Below are 17,746 nucleotides of genomic sequence, written 5' to 3'. Positions count from 1 at the left end.
TGGTCGCAGATCGAGGCAAGGCGAGCCACCCGATACGTGCCAAGATGCTGGAAAGCGCCGACGCGCCGGATGCGTCTTTTCCGCCACGGCGCAAAACGGCAAGCGCCGTCGCAAACAGCGCAAGGGTGGAAGCGCTGTTTCGCTAGTGATACACCTCGCGCGCCGGGACCGAATGAACGCCGGCCGCCATTCGCGAAGCCTTTTTGGGGCGAGGTTGGGACGTTGAAGAAATATTCGGTATTCGCCATCGCCCGTGAAGCCATGCGCGGTCACAAGGGCTGGGAGGAACAGTGGTCCTCGCCTGAGCCCAGGAAAGAATACGACGTCATCATCGTCGGCGCCGGCGGCCATGGCCTGGCCACCGCCTATTACCTCGCCACGGTGCACGGCATCACCAATGTCGCGGTGCTGGAAAAAGGCTGGCTCGGCGGCGGCAACACCGGCCGCAACACCACCATCATCCGTTCCAACTATCTCTATGACGAGAGCGCCGGCATCTACGACCATGCGCTGAAGCTGTGGGATGGCTTGAGCCAGGAACTCAACTACAACGTCATGTATTCGGCGCGCGGCGTCATGATGCTCGCCCACAATGTGCACGACGTCCAGGTGCTGAAGCGCCACGTGCACGCCAACCGGCTGAACGGCATCGACAATGAATGGCTGACGCCGGAGCAGGCGAAGGAATTCTGCCCACCGCTCAACACCTCCAAGGATGCGCGCTATCCGGTGGTCGGTGCGTCGCTGCAGCGGCGCGGCGGCACGGCCCGTCATGATGCCGTTGCCTGGGGCTATGCGCGCGGCGCCTCGGCGCGCGGCGTCCACATCATCCAGAATTGCGAGGTCACCGGGGTCAAGCGGGCGGCCAATGGCGCGGTGATGGGCGTGGACACGACGCGCGGCTTCATCGGCGCCAAGAAGGTCGGCGTCGTTGCCGCCGGCCATTCCTCCGTCATCATGAACATGGCAGGCGTGCGCATGCCGCTGGAAAGTTATCCGCTGCAGGCGCTGGTGTCGGAACCGGTCAAGCCGGTGGTGCCCTGCGTGGTGATGTCGAACACGGTGCACGCCTATATCTCGCAGTCCGACAAGGGCGAGCTGGTGATCGGCGCCGGCACCGACCAGTATGTCTCCTATTCGCAGACCGGCGGCTTGCACATATTGCAACATACGCTCGACGCCATCTGCGAGATGTTCCCGATCTTCACGCGCATGAAGATGCTGCGCTCGTGGGGCGGCATTGTCGACGTCACGCCCGACCGCTCGCCGATCCTGGCCAAGACGCCGGTGCCGGGCCTCTATGTCAATTGCGGTTGGGGCACGGGCGGCTTCAAGGCAACGCCGGGTTCGGGCCATGTCTTTGCCCACACCATCGCCAAAGACGATCCGCATCTGATCAACGCGCCCTTCACCATCGAACGCTTCCGCACCGGACGGCTCATCGACGAGGCGGCGGCGGCGGCGGTGGCGCACTGATGATGGCTGAGATGGCTGTCGCGATGCCGCTGATGCTGGCGGGGGAGCAAGTGCTGGCGGGAGAACGGGGCATGTTCCATTTTCCCTCGCCGGACGAAGTGCGCACGCAGCCGATCAGCCGTGCCGGCAACGAAGCCGGCTGGCCGTTTTCGGTCGATGACGGCACGTTGGCCTGCGTCTGGAGCGGCGGCCAGAGGGTGGTGATGTTCTTCGAGGGACGACCCGAAGGGCTCGAAGAAGACGAGACATTCCAGCCGCGTCAAGTCATCGTCACAACCGATCCGATCCAGCTCACCCTCGGCAACATGGCGTCCCGCGATCTTTTTCGTCCCGCTGCAAGCGTGGAAGAGCGCATCCGGCTCGTCGCACCGTTCGCGACCCTGGGACAGAAGCTTTGCGATCAACCGGCGGGCGCCCGCGTCGGCCACGGCGAATTGTAGGAACGAACCAAATGCTTCTCATCCGCTGCCCCTATTGCGAGGAAGAGCGTCCGGAACTCGAGTTCCGCAACGCCGGCGAGGCGCATATCGCGCGCTCGGCCAACATATCAGGCGAGAGCGACGACGATTTCGAAAAATTCTTCTTCATCCGCTCCAACCCCAAGGGCATCATTTATGAGCGCTGGCGGCACATGCATGGCTGTGCGCGCTTCTTCAATGCCGTACGCGACACCGTCACCGACAAATTCGTCATGACCTACAAGGCCGGCGAGCCGAAGCCGTCGAAGCTCCCGGGAGTTGCCAAATGAGCGGCGCGTTCCGCATTCCCGGCGCTGGCCGCTTCAGCCAAGCCAAGACCGCGCGGTTCAGCTTCGATGGCCGGTCCTATGCCGGCATCGAGGGCGACACGCTGGCCTCGGCGCTGCTCGCCAATGGCGTCCATCTCGTCGGCCGTTCGTTCAAGTACCACCGTCCGCGCGGCATCCTGTCGGCGGGCGCCGAGGAGCCGAACGCCCTGGTCGAAATCAAGCGCGACGCGGCACGCAAGACGCCGAACGTGCGGGCGACCGTGCAGGAGCTCTATGACGGGCTTGATGGGCAGTCGCAGAACCGCTGGCCGTCACTGTCCTTCGACCTCGGTGCGGTCAGCGATATCGCCTCGCCGCTGCTTTCGGCCGGCTTCTACTACAAGACCTTCATGTGGCCGAAAGCGGCGTGGAAGAGGCTCTACGAGCCAAAGATCCGCGCCGCAGCCGGTCTTGGCGTTTCCCCGGACCAGCCGGATCCCGACCATTATTCATCGCGCTATGCGCATTGCGACGTGCTGGTGCTGGGCGGCGGTGCGGCAGGCATCGCGGCAGCGCTTGCGGCGGCTGAGACCGGCGTGCGCGTCATCCTCGCCGACGAGCAGGCCGAGTTCGGCGGCAGCCTGCGTTTCGAGAGCGGCGCGAAAATCGACGGCCAGGACGGTTTTGCCTGGGCGCAAGCTGCCGTGGCGAAGCTCGCCGCAATGGACAATGTCCGCGTGCTGTCGCGAACGACGGCGTTCGGCTACTATGCGCAGAATTTTGTGGGGCTGGTCGAGCGTGTCAGCGAGCATCTGAGGACCCCCGGCCACGATCTGGCGCGCGAGCGGCTGTGGCAGGTCCGGGCCAAGCGCGTGGTGCTGGCCTCGGGCGCGATCGAGCGCCACATGGTGTTTGCCGACAATGACCGGCCGGGCATCATGCTGGCGGGTGCCGCGCGCACCTATCTCAACCACTATGGCGTCGCGGTCGGCAGGAATGTCGGCGTCTACACCGCCAATGATTCTGCTTACGCGGCGGCGATCGACCTGAAGAAGGCCGGCGTCAACGTGGCGGCGATCGTCGATCTGCGCGAAAATCCGACCGGACCGGTGATCGACGAGGCGAGGGCGCTCGGCATCGAGATCAATTTCGGCCGCGCGGTGATCCGCGCTGGCGGTAAGCTCAGGGTGTCGTCGATGACCGTGCAGCCGAAGAATGGCGGCGGCGAACGCACCATCGCGGTCGATGCGATCCTGATGTCGGCCGGCTGGACGCCGTCGGTGCATCTGTTCTCGCAGTCGCGCGGAAAGGTCGCCTTCAACGACGAGACCAAGCGCTTCGTGCCGGGCACCTATGCGCAGGACTGCGTCTCGGTGGGCGCCTGCAACGGCACCGACGGGCTGTCGGCGACGGTGGACGAGGCCTATGCGGCGGGCGCCAAGGCGGCGAAAGATGCCGGCGCCAAAGCCGCCAAGAGCAGTAAGCCGAAGGTCGATGCGTCGGAGAGCTGGTCGCGCGGTATGTTGGGCGCGGCGCCCGGCGCCGGGCCGGACACGACTGTGAAGGCGTTCGTCGATTTCCAGAACGACGTCACCGCCAAGGATATCCGCCAGGCGGTGCACGAAGGCATGCGCTCGATCGAGCACGTCAAGCGCTTCACCACCAACGGCATGGCGACCGACCAGGGCAAGACCTCCAACATGCACGGCCTGGCGATTGCCGCCGAGACGCTGGGAAAGCCGATCCCGGAGGTCGGCCTGACCACGTTCCGTGCGCCCTATACGCCGGTCACCTTCGGCGCGATCGTCAGCCATGCGCGCGGTCCGCTGTTCGACCCGACGCGCAGAACCGCGATCCATCCCTGGGCCGAGGCGCAAGGTGCCGTGTTCGAGGATGTCGGCCAGTGGAAGCGCGCCTGGTATTTCCCCAAGGCGGGCGAGGACATGCATGCCGCGGTCGACCGCGAATGCGTCGCGGTGCGCAAGACGGCGGGCCTGTTCGATGCCTCTACGCTGGGCAAGATCGAGGTGGTTGGGCCGGATGCGGCCAAGTTCATGGAACTGCTCTACACCAACCCATGGGAGAAGCTGGAACCCGGCCGCTGCCGCTACGGCATCATGCTGCGCGAGGACGGCTTCATCTATGACGACGGCGTCGTCGGCAGGCTGGCCCCCGACCGTTTCCACGTGACGACGACGACCGGCGGCGCGCCGCGCGTCATGAACCACATGGAGGATTATCTCCAGACCGAGTTCCCGCATCTCAATGTCTGGCTGACCTCGATCACCGAGCAGTGGGCTGTTATCGCCGTGCAGGGGCCCAAGTCGCGCGACATCATCGCGCCACTGGTCGAAGGCATCGACATGTCCGACGAGGCGCTGCCGCATATGTCGGTGCGTGAAGGCAAGATCTGCGGCGTGCCGACGCGGTTGTTTCGCATGTCGTTCACCGGCGAGCGCGGCTTCGAGGTCAATGTGCCGGCCGACTATGGCCAGGCGGTCTGGGAAGCCCTGTGGGCCGAGGGCCAGAAGCATGGTGCGGCCGCCTACGGCACCGAGGCGATGCACGTGCTGCGCGCTGAAAAAGGCTACATCATCGTCGGCCAGGACACGGATGGCACGGTAACGCCGAACGACGCCGGGCTCGACTGGGCGGTCGGCAAGAAGAAGACCGATTTCGTCGGCATCCGCGGCCTGACGCGGCCGGATCTGGTCGCCAAGGGCCGCAAGCAGCTGGTCGGCCTCAAGACCAGGGACCCCAAAGTGGTTCTGGAAGAAGGCGCGCAGATCGTCGAGGATCCCAAGCAGGCGATCCCGATGAAGATGATCGGCCATGTCAGCTCGAGCTATTGGTCGGAAAATTGCGGCCGCTCGATCGCATTGGCGCTGGTCGCCGGCGGCCGCGACCGGATGGGCGAGACCCTCTATGTGCCGATGCCGAATGGGGTGATCGAAGTGGAGGTTACCGGCATGGTGTTCTTCGACGAGACGGGAGGGCGCCTCAATGGCTAAGGCCGCTGCAAGGAAGACGGCTCCGGCCGCATCGCCTTCGGTCGAACGCCGTCCGGCGCTGGCTGGGCGCAGCACCACTGCCGCCGGCGCCAAGGTCGAGGTATTGCCGCCGGCCGAGCGCATGTCATTGCGTGCGCCGGAAGCCTCGGCCGCAGCGCTTTCGAAGGCGCTCGGCGTGACCTTGCCGAACAAGCCGAAAACCTCTGCCGCGAAGGGCGGGCGCACCGTCTTGTGGCTCGGTCCCGACGAATGGCTTGTGATCGATGAGGCCGGCAACGATCCGCTCGCCGATTGCGCCAAAGTATCCGCGCTGCATTCGGCGGTCGGCGTCTCGCATCGCAACATCGCGATATCGGTGACGGGCACTGGGGCAGCGGCGACGATCAATGCTGGCTGCCCGCAGGACCTGTCGCTCGACGCCTTCCCGGTGGGCGCAGCGTCGCGCACCATCCTGGGCAAGACCGAGATCGTGCTGCTGCGCACAGCCGCCGATGCCTTCCGGGTCGAATGCTGGCGTTCCTTCTCGGACTATGTCTTTACTTTCCTGTCCGAGGGATCGCGCGACGCGGCGGTCTGAACTCGGAACGTTTTGCAGGGCACGCTCGTTCTGCATCCGCACGCCGAGGGAGAATGCCGATGCCGTCGAATTCCGCACCGAAGTCGCCGGTCATAAAGACATCGGCCGTCCGCTCGCTCGAACATGAGCGACATGAAGCCCCGAGCGCCGAAGAGGAACTCGAGGAAGGCCTCGAAGACACGTTCCCGGCCAGCGATCCGATATCCATTACCGGAACCGCCATCCCCGGCGCACCGGCGAAACCGGGCAAGGCCAAGACCGTGCCGGGGCGCAAGAAGCGCAAGACGTAGTATTCCATCGGGCCAGGCGGCATCGGGACCTTCTCAATCCCTTTTGACATGCTATTTAAAGCGCTTTGGGAGATGAAAATGCCGACAAAAGCGATCGTTTGGGGCGAGAATGTCCACGAGCAGACCAATGAAGCCGTGCGCGACCTCTATCCCTTGGGCATGCATGGCACCATTGCCGCCGCCCTCAACCAGGACAAGGGCATCGAGGCGACCACCGCCACCTTGCAGGAGCCCGAGCACGGCCTGAGCGAAAAGCGCCTGGCGGCCACCGACGTGCTTTTGTGGTGGGGCCACGCGGCGCATGGCGAGGTCAAGGACGAGATCGTCGAGCGGGTGCAGAAGCGGGTGTGGGAAGGGATGGGCCTGATCGTGCTCCATTCCGGCCACTACTCGAAGATATTCAAGCGGCTGATGGGCACGCCCTGTTCGCTGAAATGGCGCGAGGCGGGCGAGCGCGAGCGCGTCTGGGCGATCAACCGCGGCCACCCGATCGCGCAAGGCATCGGCGAGTGCCTGGAGATCGGCGAGACCGAAATGTATGGCGAGCCCTTCGCCGTGCCGGAGCCGCTGGAGACGGTGTTCGTCTCCTGGTACGAGGGTGGCGAGGTGTTCCGGTCCGGGCTGACCTACCAGCGCGGCGCGGGACGGATCTTCTACTTCTCGCCCGGTCACGAGACCTATCCGATCTATCACAACGAGGGCGTGCAGCAGGTGCTGCGCAACGCCGTGCACTGGGCGCACAACCCGGCGCCGGCATGGTCCGGCATCACCAATGCGCCGAACGTGCCGACGGATGCGGCCAAGGAGAAGATCGTGCAGAAGGGGCCGCGCCTGCATGCCGACGGCGACAAGGGCCTGAGTTGATTCGGGCCTGAGTTGATTGGGGTGTGAGGTGGCTGGGGGCCTGAACTGATGCATCGAATTCTTCTGCTCGGCACCGGCGGTATCGCCGGGCATCATGTCGAGGAGTTTGTCGGGATCCCGGGCTGCAGCATCGTCGCTTGCGTCGACCAGGTGCCTGGCCGCGCGGCGGCGTTTGCCGCCGTCAGCAAGATCGGCGAATCTTTCGAGAGCCTGGAGGCGGCGATCGCCTGGGGTTAGTTCGATGCCGCCATCAACGCGACGCCGGACGGTGCGCATATGGCAACGACGCTGGCGCTGCTTGCCCAGGGAAAGCATGTGTTTTGCGAAAAGCCGCTGGCGCCGAACCACGCCGACGCGCTTGATATGACCGAAGCGGCCGAGGCTGCAGGGGTGGTCAACATGGTCAACCTGACCTATCGCAACTCACCGGCGATCCATGAAGCGCGGCGCATGGTGCTGGCCGGCGAGATCGGCGTGTTGCGCCATGTCGAGGCAAGCTACCGGCAAAGCTGGCTGGTCAGCCAGTCGTGGGGCGACTGGCGGGTCGAGGACAAATGGCTCTGGCGCATGTCGAGCCGGCACGGTTCGACCGGCGTGCTGGGCGATGTCGGCATCCATATCCTGGACTTCGCCACCTATGGCGCCGGCCAGGATATCGTCAGCCTGCATGCCGATCTGGTGACGTTTCCGAAGGCCGAGGGCGAGCGCATCGGCGACTATGTGCTGGACGCCAATGACAGCGTGGCAATGACGGCGCGGCTCAGTTCCGGTGCGCTCGCTACGATCGTGGCGAGCCGCTACATGACCGGCCACGCCAACGATCTGTCGCTGGCCCTGCACGGCACCAAGGGCGCCATCAGGGTCGAAACCGACGGCAAGGCATCGAACCTGTCGGCCTGTCTCGGCGGCGATGTCGATCTTCAGCGCTGGCAGATCTTGGCGCTGCCCAGTGTCAAGCGCAATGCGCGACGCTTTGCCGATGCGCTGGATACAGGCCGGAATGGCGATCCGTCGTTCCGGCGTGCCGCGGACATGCAAAAGCTGATCGACGCGGCCTTCGAGAGTTCAGCGGCGAAGCTGCCGGTTTCGGTCGGCTGAAGCTGGCCGGCTTGTGCCGGCCAGACGCGATCTTTGCTGATGTCAAAATGCGCTTGGTACAATCCACGGATTGATGCTGATGCCGAGCCGCGGGCCCTTGCCTTCAGCGGTATTTTGCGTGGCACCCTTCTTCTCGACCGAACCGGTCGAAGCGCAATCGAGCTTCACGTTGGTCCTGGTGTCAACGCAGGCCGCCACCGGCGCATGCTTGACGGGATGGGTGGTGTTGGCGGCGAAGGCCGAGCCCGAAAGTGCCAGCACGGCGGCGAGGGTGAGGAGTGTCTTTTTCATTGTCAGTCTCCGGTTTCCAGGTCGAATTCAATTCGTACCGACGGGTGAATTTCTCTCGTACATGTACGATACGCTGTACATATACGCCCGTCGATCGCGAAGTTCAAGGAAAACCGTACGCGTACAATAAATTTTTGTTAACCAAGACCCCCCAGGTCTGGAGGGGAATACACAAAACCAGGAAACGGCGTTCAGCAGTTGACCGGTGTCTCGGTCAGCGGCGGGACGTTTTGCGTGCTGAGCGTGGCGAGCGTGAAATCGCACATCCGCTTCACGAAGACCTGCGGATCGCCGAAGGGGTAAAACGGAAAGGTGATGAGCAGCGAGATCGTGCCGTGTCCGACCGCCCACAGCATGGTGGCGATGGCGCGCGGATCGCCCTGCAATTTGCCGGCGGCGACGCAGGCCTCGACCCTGCTGATCAGCACCTTCATAGCAGGGTTGCTCTCCTCCATTTCATTGTAGCCTTCTGGCAGCTTGGTCTTTTCGGTCATGAACACGGTGCGGTATTCGTTGGGATTGCCGAGTCCGAAAGCGGCATATTCGGTCATCACCGCCTGCAAGGCCTCGATTGGATCATCGGATGGATGCTCCTCGATGCGGCGGGCCAGCGTCTCGAACGCATCCTCGGCCAGAGCGAACAGGATGTCCTGCTTGTCGGCGAAGTAGGAATAGACAGACATCGGGGCGTAGCCGACCCGTTTGGCCAGCTTGCGGATGGTCAGGCCTTCATAGCCTTCTTCCTGGACGAGCTTGTGCGCGGCCTCGACAAGTTCGGAGCGCAGTTCTGCCTTTTGCTTCTCGCGGCGTGTCTGGACGCTCTGCGGCAAGATCTGGTGCCTTTGGTTGGTTGGTGGCTGGCTAAATTATATACGCTGTACGGAAACGGACAAGGGCACGGGAAGTTCCCAAGCGGTATACTTCGGATCGTGCCGACGCTTGTCGAGGTTGGCGGCACCCGTGGTCAGCACCTTTGCTCCGTCAAAGCGGCCCATCACGCCTCCTTGTCGATCAGCTTCGCGGCAAGGCGCGAAAGCAGCTTTACCGCCTCGCCATAGGTCCGGGCCTTTTCCGGATTGGAGGCGTTTCCGTCCAGCGCCCGCTTGTAGACGCCCTGGCAAATCGCGGCCAGCCGGAAGAAGGAAAAGGCGAGATAGAACGTCCAGTTGCCGATACCGGTGAGCCCGCGCCGCCGGCAGTAGGCGGCGACGTAGTCCTCCTCGGAGGGCAGGCCGAGTGCGGAACGGTCGACGCCGCCCAGGCCGCGAAAGCCGGAAGCGTGCGGCAGCCGCCATTGCATGCATTGATAGGCGATATCGGCGAAGGGGTGGCCTGATGTCGACAATTCCCAGTCGAGCACCGCCAGCACCTTCGGCCGGTCCGGCGCGAAGATCAGATTGTCCAGCCGGTAGTCGCCATGCACCAACGAGATCCGGCCGTCATCGGCGGGCATATGCGTTTCCAACCAGGCAATCAGCCCGTCCATCTCGGCGACTGCGTCAGTCTCCGAGGCGCGGTACTGGCTGGTCCAGCGCGCCAGCTGGCGCTCGAAATAATTTCCCGGCCGCCCGAAATCGCCGAGCCCCACTGTCCCGACATCGATCTCGTGCAGCGCCGCGAGGGTTTCGTTCATGGCATCGTATATACCGGCGCGTTCTTCGTTGTCGCGAGCCTCCGGCAGCGCCGGATCCCAGAAAATGCGGCCGTCCAGGAAATCCATCACGTAAAACATGCGGCCGATGGGCGAGTCTTCCGCCGACAGGTGCAGCATGGCAGGCACGGGCACGGCGGTGCCGGCAAGCGCGCTCATCACCCTGAATTCGCGGTCGACCTGATGCGCCGATTTCAGCAATTGCCCCGGCGGCTTGGCGCGCAGCACGTAACGGCCGCTTGCCGCCGTCAAAAGGTAAGTCGGGTTCGATTGGCCGGATTTGAACTTCTCGACTGCTGCAAGCTCGGAAAAGCCCGGTATGTTCGCCTCGAGGTAAGGCGCAAGCGCTGCCTGGTCGAGTACGGGATCACTCATGCCGTCTCGGGCTGGCGTTCGATCAAGGTCAGCGTCAACCAGCGCGCGGTCAGTGCCGGCTTCTTCGAACCTTCGATTTCGATCGTCACGTCATGCGCGGTCTGCACCCAGCCCGACGGCCGAACCTTGACGTCGGCCAGCACGAAACGCGTGCGGATGCGCGCGCCCGTTTTCACCGGCGCCAGGAAGCGCAGCGAATCGAAGCCGTGGTTGACGCCCATCTTGCCGTTTTCCAGCGGCGGCATGGTCTCGAAGGTCATCGCCGACAACAGCGACAGCGATAGGAAGCCGTGCGCGATGGTGCCGCCGAACGGCGTTTCGCGCATGGCCCGCTCCGGATCGCAGTGGATGAACTGGTGGTCGTCGGTGGCGTCGGCGAACTGGTCGATCATGCGTTGCGTGACCGCCCGCCATGGCGACACGCCAACCTCCTTGCCGACACTGGCCAGAAGCACATCGAGACTGATCGGTTCCACGCTCATGTCCTCCAGTTCACCCCCGGCTTCTGTGGCCGGAAAATGTCATTCCTTGAACAGGGTCAGCCCATGCTGCACCGACTGTCCGCCGTCGATCGGCAGGATGGCGCCGGTGACATAGCTGCCTGCACGGCTGCACAAATAGAGCGTTGCGCCGGCAATGTCATCCGGTGCGCCGATACGGCCGATCGGAACATGGCTGCCGACGTGCCTGGCCTGCTCATCCGTACTGGTGGCGAATGCCGTCATCCGGCTCTGGAAGGGGCCGGGAGCGAAGGCATTGACGGTGATGCGGCGGCCGGCGAACTCGAGCGCAAGGGTGCGGGTCAGATGATGCACGGCTGCCTTGGACGCCGTGTAGGAATAGGCGTCGTCGGCCAGCGGCTGCGTGCCCATCACCGAACCGAGATTGATCACCCTGGCCGGATCGGCGTCGCTGGCGGCGGCATCAAGCAGCGGCAGCAATTCGCGGGTCAGATGGAAGACCGCGGTGACGTTGACGCCAAACACCTTGGCCCATGCCGAATAGGGGAAGCTTTCCAGCGGCGCGCCCCAGGAGACGCCGGCGTTGTTGACCAGAATATGCAGTTTCCCGGTCCGTGCTTTGACCTCGGCGACGAGTGCGGCAATGCCGGTTTCGCTGGAGACATCGCCGGCGAAGCCTTCGGCCCGGCCGGATGCGCCAAGCTCGTTCAGTTCTTCGGCGACTTTGATGCAGTCATCGCCCTTGCGCGACGCGATCATCACGTTGGCGCCGGCCTGCACCAGCGCGGTCGCCGCCATGCGCCCGATGCCGGTCGCGGCACCCGTCACCAGCGCGGTCTTGCCGGCCACCGAAAACAGCTCGTCCAGATAGCTCATCACAATCCTCCGCGCTCGGCATGCGGGCAAACAGTTCGCGTTGACAAGGCTATCCGAAGTACGGTCATCCTTGCCACTGACAAAATGCCTGGCATGCATGAAGGGTTAGCGACCGATGACGGAGATGAATCTCGGCATGACCGAGCGGCTGAAGCCGATCCACGCGCGCGTCGCGGCCATGGTGCGCGACGAGATCATGCCGCTCGACCATGAATTCCTCAGCGAAGTGGGCAAGACAGGCAACCGCTGGGTCTACAGTGCGCGCCAGAGCGAGATCCTCGAAGGGCTGAAAAAGACCGCACGAGAGCGCGGCCTGTGGAATTTCTGGCTGACCGGTTCGGAACGCGGCTACGGCCTTTCCACCGTCGAATACGCCTATCTGGCCGAGGAAATGGGAAAGGCGCATCTTGGTGCGGAGACCTTCAACTGCTCGGCGCCCGACACCGGCAACATGGAGGTGCTGGAGCGGTACGGCTCGGCCGACCTCAAGAAAGCATGGCTCGAGCCACTGCTCGACGGCAAGATCCGCTCGGCCTATCTGATGACCGAGCCGGATGTCGCTTCGTCCGATGCCACCAACATTGCCATGCGCTGCGAACGTCAGGGCGACGACTATGTGCTCAACGGCGAGAAATGGTGGGCTTCGGGCGCAGGCGATCCGCGCTGCGCCATCTACATCGTCATGGTCAGGACCGGCGGCGATGACGAGCCGCAGCACCGCCGTCATTCGATGATCCTGGTGCCATCGGACACAAAAGGCGTGACCAAGGTGCGGGCCATGCAGGTTTATGGCGATGACGACGCGCCGCACGGCCACATGCATCTTCGCTTCGACAATGTGCGGGTACCGGCATCGAACCTGATCCTCGGCGAAGGCAGGGGGTTCGAGATCGCGCAAGGGCGGCTCGGCCCCGGCCGCATCCATCACTGCATGCGCGCCATCGGACAGGCCGAGATGGCGCTCGAGATGCTGTGCCAGCGTTCCTTGCGCCGCGAGGCCTTCGGCCAGAAGCTGGCAAAGCTCGGCGCCAATTTCGACATCATCGCCGAATGCCGCATGGAGATCGAAATGGCCCGGCTGCTCTGCCTCAAGGCGGCGTGGATGATCGACCAGGGCGACGCCCGCGCCGCGGCCCCCTGGATCAGCCAGATCAAGGTGGTGGCACCCCGCGTCGCGCTCAAGGTCACCGACGAAGCGGTGCAGATGTTCGGCGCGCAAGGCATCAGCCAGGACACGCCGCTGGCGCGGTCGTGGACGCATCTGCGGACCTTGCGCCTTGCCGACGGGCCGGACGCCGTGCATCGCCGTCAGGTGGCGCGCACCGAGCTGAAGAAATACACGCAGGAAAAGGTCTGAGCGCCGGCATCGTCATCCGGCGATGCCGACAGCCCAAGCACGGAGTGTTCCAATGGCCGTCCCCTCCGAAATGAAGGCGCTGCTGCCGGTCGGCGACGGCTACACCAGGACGCCGAGCGGCAGCGTGCTGGAGGCGATGGAGCCCTATCTCGAGCCGGGCAACATCGCGGTGCCGACACCCGGACCGACGCAGGTGCTGATCAAGGTCAGTCTCGCCTCGATCAATCCGTCCGATGTCGCCTTCGTCAAGGGCCAGTACGGCCAGCCGCGCGCCAAGGGACAGCCGGCGGGCTTCGAGGGCGTCGGCATTGTCGTCGCCAGCGGGGACGAACCCTATCCCAAAGGCCTGATCGGCAAGCGTGTCGCTTTTGCCACGGGCGTCACCAATTGGGGCTCTTGGGCCGACTATGCCGTAGCCGAGGCCGATGTTTGCATCCCGCTGCTCGACACCGTTCGCGACGAGGATGGCGCGGCGATGATCGTCAACCCGCTCACCGCGCTCGCCATGTTCGACGTCGTCAAGGAGGAAGGCGGAAAGGCCTTTATGATGACCGCCGGCGCCAGCCAGCTCTGCAAGCTGATCATTGGCCTGGCAACGGAGAGGGCTTCCGGCCGATCGTCACCGTGCGCCGCGACGACCAGATCGCGGCGCTGAAAGCGCTCGGCGCGGCGCACGTCCTCAACGAAAAGGCGCCGGATTTCAAGGCGGCGTTACGCGAGGTGGTGAAGGCCGAGCAGCCGCGCATCTTTCTCGACGCGGTGACCGGGCCGCTGGCTTCCGCCATCTTCGACATTATGCCGAAGCGGTCGCGCTGGATCATCTACGGGAAGCTCGATCCCGAAGCCACCGTTATCCGCGAGCCCGGTCAACTGATCTTCCAGCATAAGCATATCGAAGGTTTTTGGCTGAGCGAGTGGATGCGCCAGTTCCACGATCGCCGCGGCCCGGCGATCCTGGAAGCGCAGAAGCGTTTTTCCAATGGGCGCTGGTCGACCGACGTGACGGCGGTGGTGCCGCTTGCCGAGGCGATGGCGCGGGTGCCAGCGGAACTGGCTAAGCCGAACGGCAAGGTGTTCATCCGGCCTTAGGCCAATTCGAAAGATTCGAGAAGCTTGGACGCGAGGGGGCCTCGGAGTGCTTTGCGTCAGAGATTGCCGGTTATCCGCCGCCTCGGGACCGTCAGGCCGATATCCGCGTCCATCAAGCCCCCTATGCCATGCCGCTGCGTCCGTGATATGCCGCCGCCATCGAATGCCGGGACAGGCTGGACTGAGCTTGTTCCGGGATTGTGTGGGGTGCCTTGATGACGATTTCCAAGCCGGTTTTCGACCGTTTGGGGTTTGGCCTGTGGATCGGAGCGTTCCTGGTCGTTCTTGCCATGGTCCTGAGGTCGCCGTACACGCGGACGGTGTGGAAGGCCTATATAGATGGCAGCGAGGCGCTTCTGGCCGGTCTGCCGCTCTACGACACCCAATCCGAGATGGGGTATCTCTACGCGCCGGCCTTCGCCGCGCTCTACACTCCGATAGTCAAGCTCGGTCCGCATCTGGGCGGCGTGGTGTGGCACTCCCTCGGGTTTGCGGTGCTGACCTTTGCCGCGATGCGGCAGGTGCGCAAGCTCGGTGGTGGCGAGTTGATGTGGCTGCTTTCTTTCGGCCTCTTCCTCGCTTTGCCGATGGCGCTCGGCGCGATCCGCAACGGCCAGGCGACGATCCTTTTGACCGGCGCTTGCTGGCTTCTCACATTGTCGGCGCTGGAAGGGCGACGGGCGGAGACGTTCTTCTGGGCTTCGCTTGCCATCATCGCCAAGCCGACCGCGATCATAATGCTGTTGTTGGTAGGAGCCCTTCGGCTTCGGTTGATACCGGTGCTGGTGCTGGCGGTGCTGTTCGTGCTCGCACTGCCTTACGCTTTTGCTCCCGCCGGCTATCTCAACGATCAGTATCGTGTCTTCGCCCAGATGTTGACCTCCATGGCCGTCGACAATACCAGCCATTTCGTGTCCACCGATTTCACGGCACCGTTCACCACGGTAGGGCTGCCGATACCGGAATTCGGCGCAACGATCGTGCGCATGGTCATGGCCCTCCTTACGCTTTCAGCCGTCATCTGGTTCGACCGCAGGCTCGAAGGGGGAAAGGCAGCGCTGGCGATCTTCCTGACGGCCACCTTCTACATGTGCGTCTTCAACCCGCGCGTCGAGCCCAACACCTTTGCCATGATCGCGGTACCAGCCGGTCTTGCCATCGCCCTGTTGTGGCGCGAAGAACGAGGCGGCGTCCTCGCCTCGGTGCTGTCGATGACGCTGTTCGTGACCGGCCTGAGCGGCGTCGAGCGCCATGTGCACGATTTCCTCTTCCCCTGGTTCCGGCCGGTCGCCATCACTTTCATCGCCGGTTTGCTGATCTGGTGGTTCTGGGCCAAGGCACGGGAAAAGGTGGTGAATGCGGGAGTCGCGAATGGCTGAGTTGCGACAGAGCCTCGATATCGTTGCGCCATTCTTCAACGAGGCGGCTTCGGCATCGGCCTTCGCGCGCCTGCTCGGCGAGCTCGAAGCGGCCGTGGCACAGCGCTTCGGCATGACCGTGCACAAGATCCTGGTCGATGACGGCAGCCGTGACGATGGCGCCGGACGATTTTCGCAGGCGCTGACGGGATCGTGGGAGATCGTCCGCCTCAGCCGCAATTTCGGCAAGGAAGTCGCTGTGCTCGCCGGCCTCGACCAGTCGCGCGGCGACATGGTGCTGATCATGGACGCCGACCTCCAGCATTCCCTGGACATCAGCCTGAAGCTGATCGCCGAGCTGGTGAACCATCCCGACATCGACGTCGTCTATGCCCAGAACGACCGCCGCGAGGCGAGTTGGCGGCGCAGCCAGCTTGCACGGCTTTTCTACAGCCTGATCAACAGCAGCCAGCGTTTCGACATTCCTGAAAATGCCGGCGACTTTCGCGTCATGCGCGGCGCCGTGGCGCGCGCACTGACCAGCCTGCGTGACAAGCGTCGCTTCAACAAGGGCCTGTTTGCCTGGGCGGGCTTTCGCCAGAAAGCATTGCCCTATTCGCCGGAAGGCCGCGCCAGTGGCACATCGAAATGGAGCCGGCTCAACCTGATCGCCTTCTCGCTCGAAGGGTTCACCTCGTTCTCCGTCATTCCGCTGCGCCTGATCAGTCTTAGCGGGCTGCTCGCGGCGTTGGCCGGCGCGCTCTATGGTGCAAAGGTGTTCTTCGAGGTGATCTTCTACGGCATTGCCGTTCCGGGCTACCCCAGCCTGCTGGTTGCCGTCGTTCTGCTCGGCGGCCTCAACCTGACCCTGCTTGGGCTGATCGGCGAATATGTCTGGGTGACGCTCAGCGAGAGCAAGGATCGGCCGGTCTATCTCGTGCGCGATGTCGTGCGCAGCGATGCCCCCGCCGACCGGCCGGAGCCGGGCTCTTCGAACAGATGACGCGGCGCATTCGCCTGATCGCCGACGATTACGGCCTGGCGCCTGGCGTTTCCGCCGGGATTCTCGATCTTCTCGATCGGGGGCGCCTGACCGGCACCAGCTGCATGACCGGCTTTCCCGAGTGGGCAAAGGAGGCAGAGCGCATAAAACCGCTGTGCGGCCGGGCTGCGGTTGGGCTGCACCTCACCTTGACCGACCAGTTGGCCGTCACCGGCCGGTCGGCCCTGGCGCCGGAAGGCCGGCTGCCACCGCTCCGCGCACTGGCCTTGCCTGTTCTGCGCGGCCGCATCGGCGCCCGCCATGTCCATGCCGAGCTTGACGCCCAGTACAGCCGCTTCGTCGAGGCGCTTGGCCGCCGCCCCGATTTCGTCGACGGGCATCAGCATGTGCATTTCCTTCCTGTCGTGCGCACATGGCTGTGCGCACGATTTCCAGAAGGCGCCGACAGGCCGGCCCTGCGCGGCGCCCCGGCGCTGGCCGCGGGAGCGAAAGTCGCTGCGATTGCCGCGCTCGCCGCCGGGTTCAACCGCTCGATGCAGCGCGCGGGCTTCACCGTTTTCCAGCCGCTCGCCGGCATCTATGACTGGCGGCAACCCGAAAAGTTCGCTGCGGTTCTGCGGGCCGCCGTCGAAGGGTTGCCGGAGCGAGGGCTGTTCATGTGTCATCCCGGCCATGTCGACGAGACGCTGCGCGCGCGCGACATGATGCAAGGTGTGCGCGAGGTCGAATTCGCGGCCTTGGCATCGGACGCGTTCGGAGCCAGCCTGGCCCGCGCCGGCGTCGAGATCTTGGACGGCAAGAGATGAGCGACGCCGATCGGCCCCAGCGTTCGGCCGGCAGCAAGATCGTCCGCTTCGCCATTGTCGGACTGGCGAACACGGCCATCGACCTTGCCAGCTTTTTCCTGCTGCTCAAGCTCGGGGTTCCGCCGGTGCCGGCCAACATCGCTGCCTGGTTCGTCGCCGTCACCTTTTCCTTCGCGGCGAACGGCTTGTGGTCGTTTGAGCGCAATCGAGCCATCCGGCTGCATGACGCGTTCCTTCGTTTCGCCACGCTTGGAGTGCTGATTTCGCTCGGTGTCTCCAGCCTCTCGATCGCGCTGTTCGCCGGCATCATCGGGGTGTGGCCGGCGAAAATCGGCGGCGTCGTGGTGGCGGCGGTGCTGAATTTCCTCGCCGCGCGCTGGTCGATCGAAGGCCGGTTCTTGAGATAGGCAGAATTATTTTTCTTACGAAATTCCGG

17 protein-coding genes and 2 pseudogenes are annotated in these 17,746 nt (G+C 64.2%); 14 read left to right on the top strand and 5 right to left on the bottom strand.

The window, feature by feature from the left end; all coding sequences use genetic code 11:
• Positions 1-222: 222 nt before the first annotated feature.
• From AC0L24_RS06815 to AC0L24_RS06780, 8 genes and pseudogenes are all read left to right on the top strand, one after another.
• On the top strand, positions 223-1,476 hold the full coding sequence (locus AC0L24_RS06815; protein ID WP_292701316.1) for a sarcosine oxidase subunit beta: 1,254 nt from the start codon (positions 223-225) through the stop codon (positions 1,474-1,476).
• Positions 1,476-1,916: a hypothetical protein gene (locus AC0L24_RS06810; protein ID WP_127395266.1), complete on the top strand. Its 441-nt coding sequence runs from the start codon at positions 1,476-1,478 to the stop codon at positions 1,914-1,916. Before AC0L24_RS06815 ends, AC0L24_RS06810 begins: the two co-directional genes overlap by 1 nt.
• Before the next feature lie 11 nt (positions 1,917-1,927).
• The gene (locus tag AC0L24_RS06805; protein WP_015315781.1) at positions 1,928-2,224 is read left to right on the top strand and encodes a sarcosine oxidase subunit delta; all 297 of its coding nucleotides are present in this window, start codon (positions 1,928-1,930) and stop codon (positions 2,222-2,224) included.
• Positions 2,221-5,214: a sarcosine oxidase subunit alpha gene (locus tag AC0L24_RS06800; protein WP_127809353.1), complete on the top strand. Its 2,994-nt coding sequence runs from the start codon at positions 2,221-2,223 to the stop codon at positions 5,212-5,214. The genes AC0L24_RS06805 and AC0L24_RS06800 overlap by 4 nt, the downstream gene beginning before the upstream one ends.
• The gene (locus AC0L24_RS06795; RefSeq protein ID WP_127398119.1) at positions 5,207-5,791 is read left to right on the top strand and encodes a sarcosine oxidase subunit gamma; all 585 of its coding nucleotides are present in this window, start codon (positions 5,207-5,209) and stop codon (positions 5,789-5,791) included. The genes AC0L24_RS06800 and AC0L24_RS06795 overlap by 8 nt, the downstream gene beginning before the upstream one ends.
• A gap of 59 nt (positions 5,792-5,850) precedes the next feature.
• On the top strand, positions 5,851-6,081 hold the full coding sequence (locus AC0L24_RS06790; RefSeq protein ID WP_127398121.1) for a hypothetical protein: 231 nt from the start codon (positions 5,851-5,853) through the stop codon (positions 6,079-6,081).
• A gap of 78 nt (positions 6,082-6,159) precedes the next feature.
• Positions 6,160-6,945, top strand: a complete 786-nt coding sequence (locus AC0L24_RS06785; RefSeq protein ID WP_127809356.1) for a ThuA domain-containing protein — start codon at positions 6,160-6,162, stop codon at positions 6,943-6,945.
• A 48-nt stretch (positions 6,946-6,993) separates the two neighbouring features.
• Positions 6,994-8,043, top strand: a pseudogene (locus AC0L24_RS06780) (Gfo/Idh/MocA family protein).
• Positions 8,044-8,085: 42 nt separating this feature from the next.
• Here AC0L24_RS06780 and AC0L24_RS06775 read toward each other — a convergent pair.
• The 5 genes from AC0L24_RS06775 to AC0L24_RS06755 all read right to left on the bottom strand — a co-directional run bounded on the left by AC0L24_RS06775 (position 8,086) and on the right by AC0L24_RS06755 (position 11,697).
• Entirely contained in the window at positions 8,086-8,334 is a 249-nt protein-coding gene (locus tag AC0L24_RS06775) for a DUF680 domain-containing protein (RefSeq protein ID WP_127268964.1), read from the bottom strand.
• A gap of 191 nt (positions 8,335-8,525) precedes the next feature.
• Positions 8,526-9,164: a TetR/AcrR family transcriptional regulator gene (locus AC0L24_RS06770; RefSeq protein ID WP_128290218.1), complete on the bottom strand. Its 639-nt coding sequence runs from the start codon at positions 9,162-9,164 to the stop codon at positions 8,526-8,528.
• Between the two features lie 164 nt (positions 9,165-9,328).
• A complete protein-coding gene (locus AC0L24_RS06765) occupies positions 9,329-10,360 on the bottom strand; it encodes a phosphotransferase family protein (RefSeq protein WP_292631952.1) in 1,032 nt (343 codons plus the stop codon).
• Positions 10,357-10,842: a MaoC family dehydratase gene (locus tag AC0L24_RS06760; protein WP_023810115.1), complete on the bottom strand. Its 486-nt coding sequence runs from the start codon at positions 10,840-10,842 to the stop codon at positions 10,357-10,359. The genes AC0L24_RS06765 and AC0L24_RS06760 overlap by 4 nt, the downstream gene beginning before the upstream one ends.
• A gap of 39 nt (positions 10,843-10,881) precedes the next feature.
• On the bottom strand, positions 10,882-11,697 hold the full coding sequence (locus AC0L24_RS06755) for an SDR family oxidoreductase (RefSeq protein ID WP_127398842.1): 816 nt from the start codon (positions 11,695-11,697) through the stop codon (positions 10,882-10,884).
• A 115-nt stretch (positions 11,698-11,812) separates the two neighbouring features.
• Between AC0L24_RS06755 and AC0L24_RS06750 the strand changes: the two genes are divergently transcribed.
• The 6 genes and pseudogenes from AC0L24_RS06750 to AC0L24_RS06725 all read left to right on the top strand — a co-directional run bounded on the left by AC0L24_RS06750 (position 11,813) and on the right by AC0L24_RS06725 (position 17,717).
• Positions 11,813-13,054, top strand: coding sequence for an acyl-CoA dehydrogenase family protein (locus tag AC0L24_RS06750; RefSeq protein WP_128289366.1), 1,242 nt, complete (start codon positions 11,813-11,815; stop codon positions 13,052-13,054).
• A 52-nt stretch (positions 13,055-13,106) separates the two neighbouring features.
• Positions 13,107-14,143 (top strand): annotated as a pseudogene (locus tag AC0L24_RS06745) (zinc-binding dehydrogenase).
• 215 nt (positions 14,144-14,358) lie between these two features.
• Positions 14,359-15,522, top strand: a complete 1,164-nt coding sequence (locus AC0L24_RS06740; RefSeq protein ID WP_127809361.1) for a glycosyltransferase 87 family protein — start codon at positions 14,359-14,361, stop codon at positions 15,520-15,522.
• On the top strand, positions 15,515-16,504 hold the full coding sequence (locus AC0L24_RS06735) for a glycosyltransferase family 2 protein (RefSeq protein ID WP_127329411.1): 990 nt from the start codon (positions 15,515-15,517) through the stop codon (positions 16,502-16,504). Before AC0L24_RS06740 ends, AC0L24_RS06735 begins: the two co-directional genes overlap by 8 nt.
• Entirely contained in the window at positions 16,501-17,310 is an 810-nt protein-coding gene (locus AC0L24_RS06730; protein ID WP_127809362.1) for a ChbG/HpnK family deacetylase, read from the top strand. Before AC0L24_RS06735 ends, AC0L24_RS06730 begins: the two co-directional genes overlap by 4 nt.
• Positions 17,307-17,717, top strand: a complete 411-nt coding sequence (locus AC0L24_RS06725) for a GtrA family protein (protein ID WP_127809363.1) — start codon at positions 17,307-17,309, stop codon at positions 17,715-17,717. Before AC0L24_RS06730 ends, AC0L24_RS06725 begins: the two co-directional genes overlap by 4 nt.
• Positions 17,718-17,746: the final 29 nt, after the last annotated feature.

This window comes from Mesorhizobium sp. WSM4809, assembly GCF_055811655.1.
This window is presented reverse-complemented; position numbering and strand designations above follow the sequence as displayed.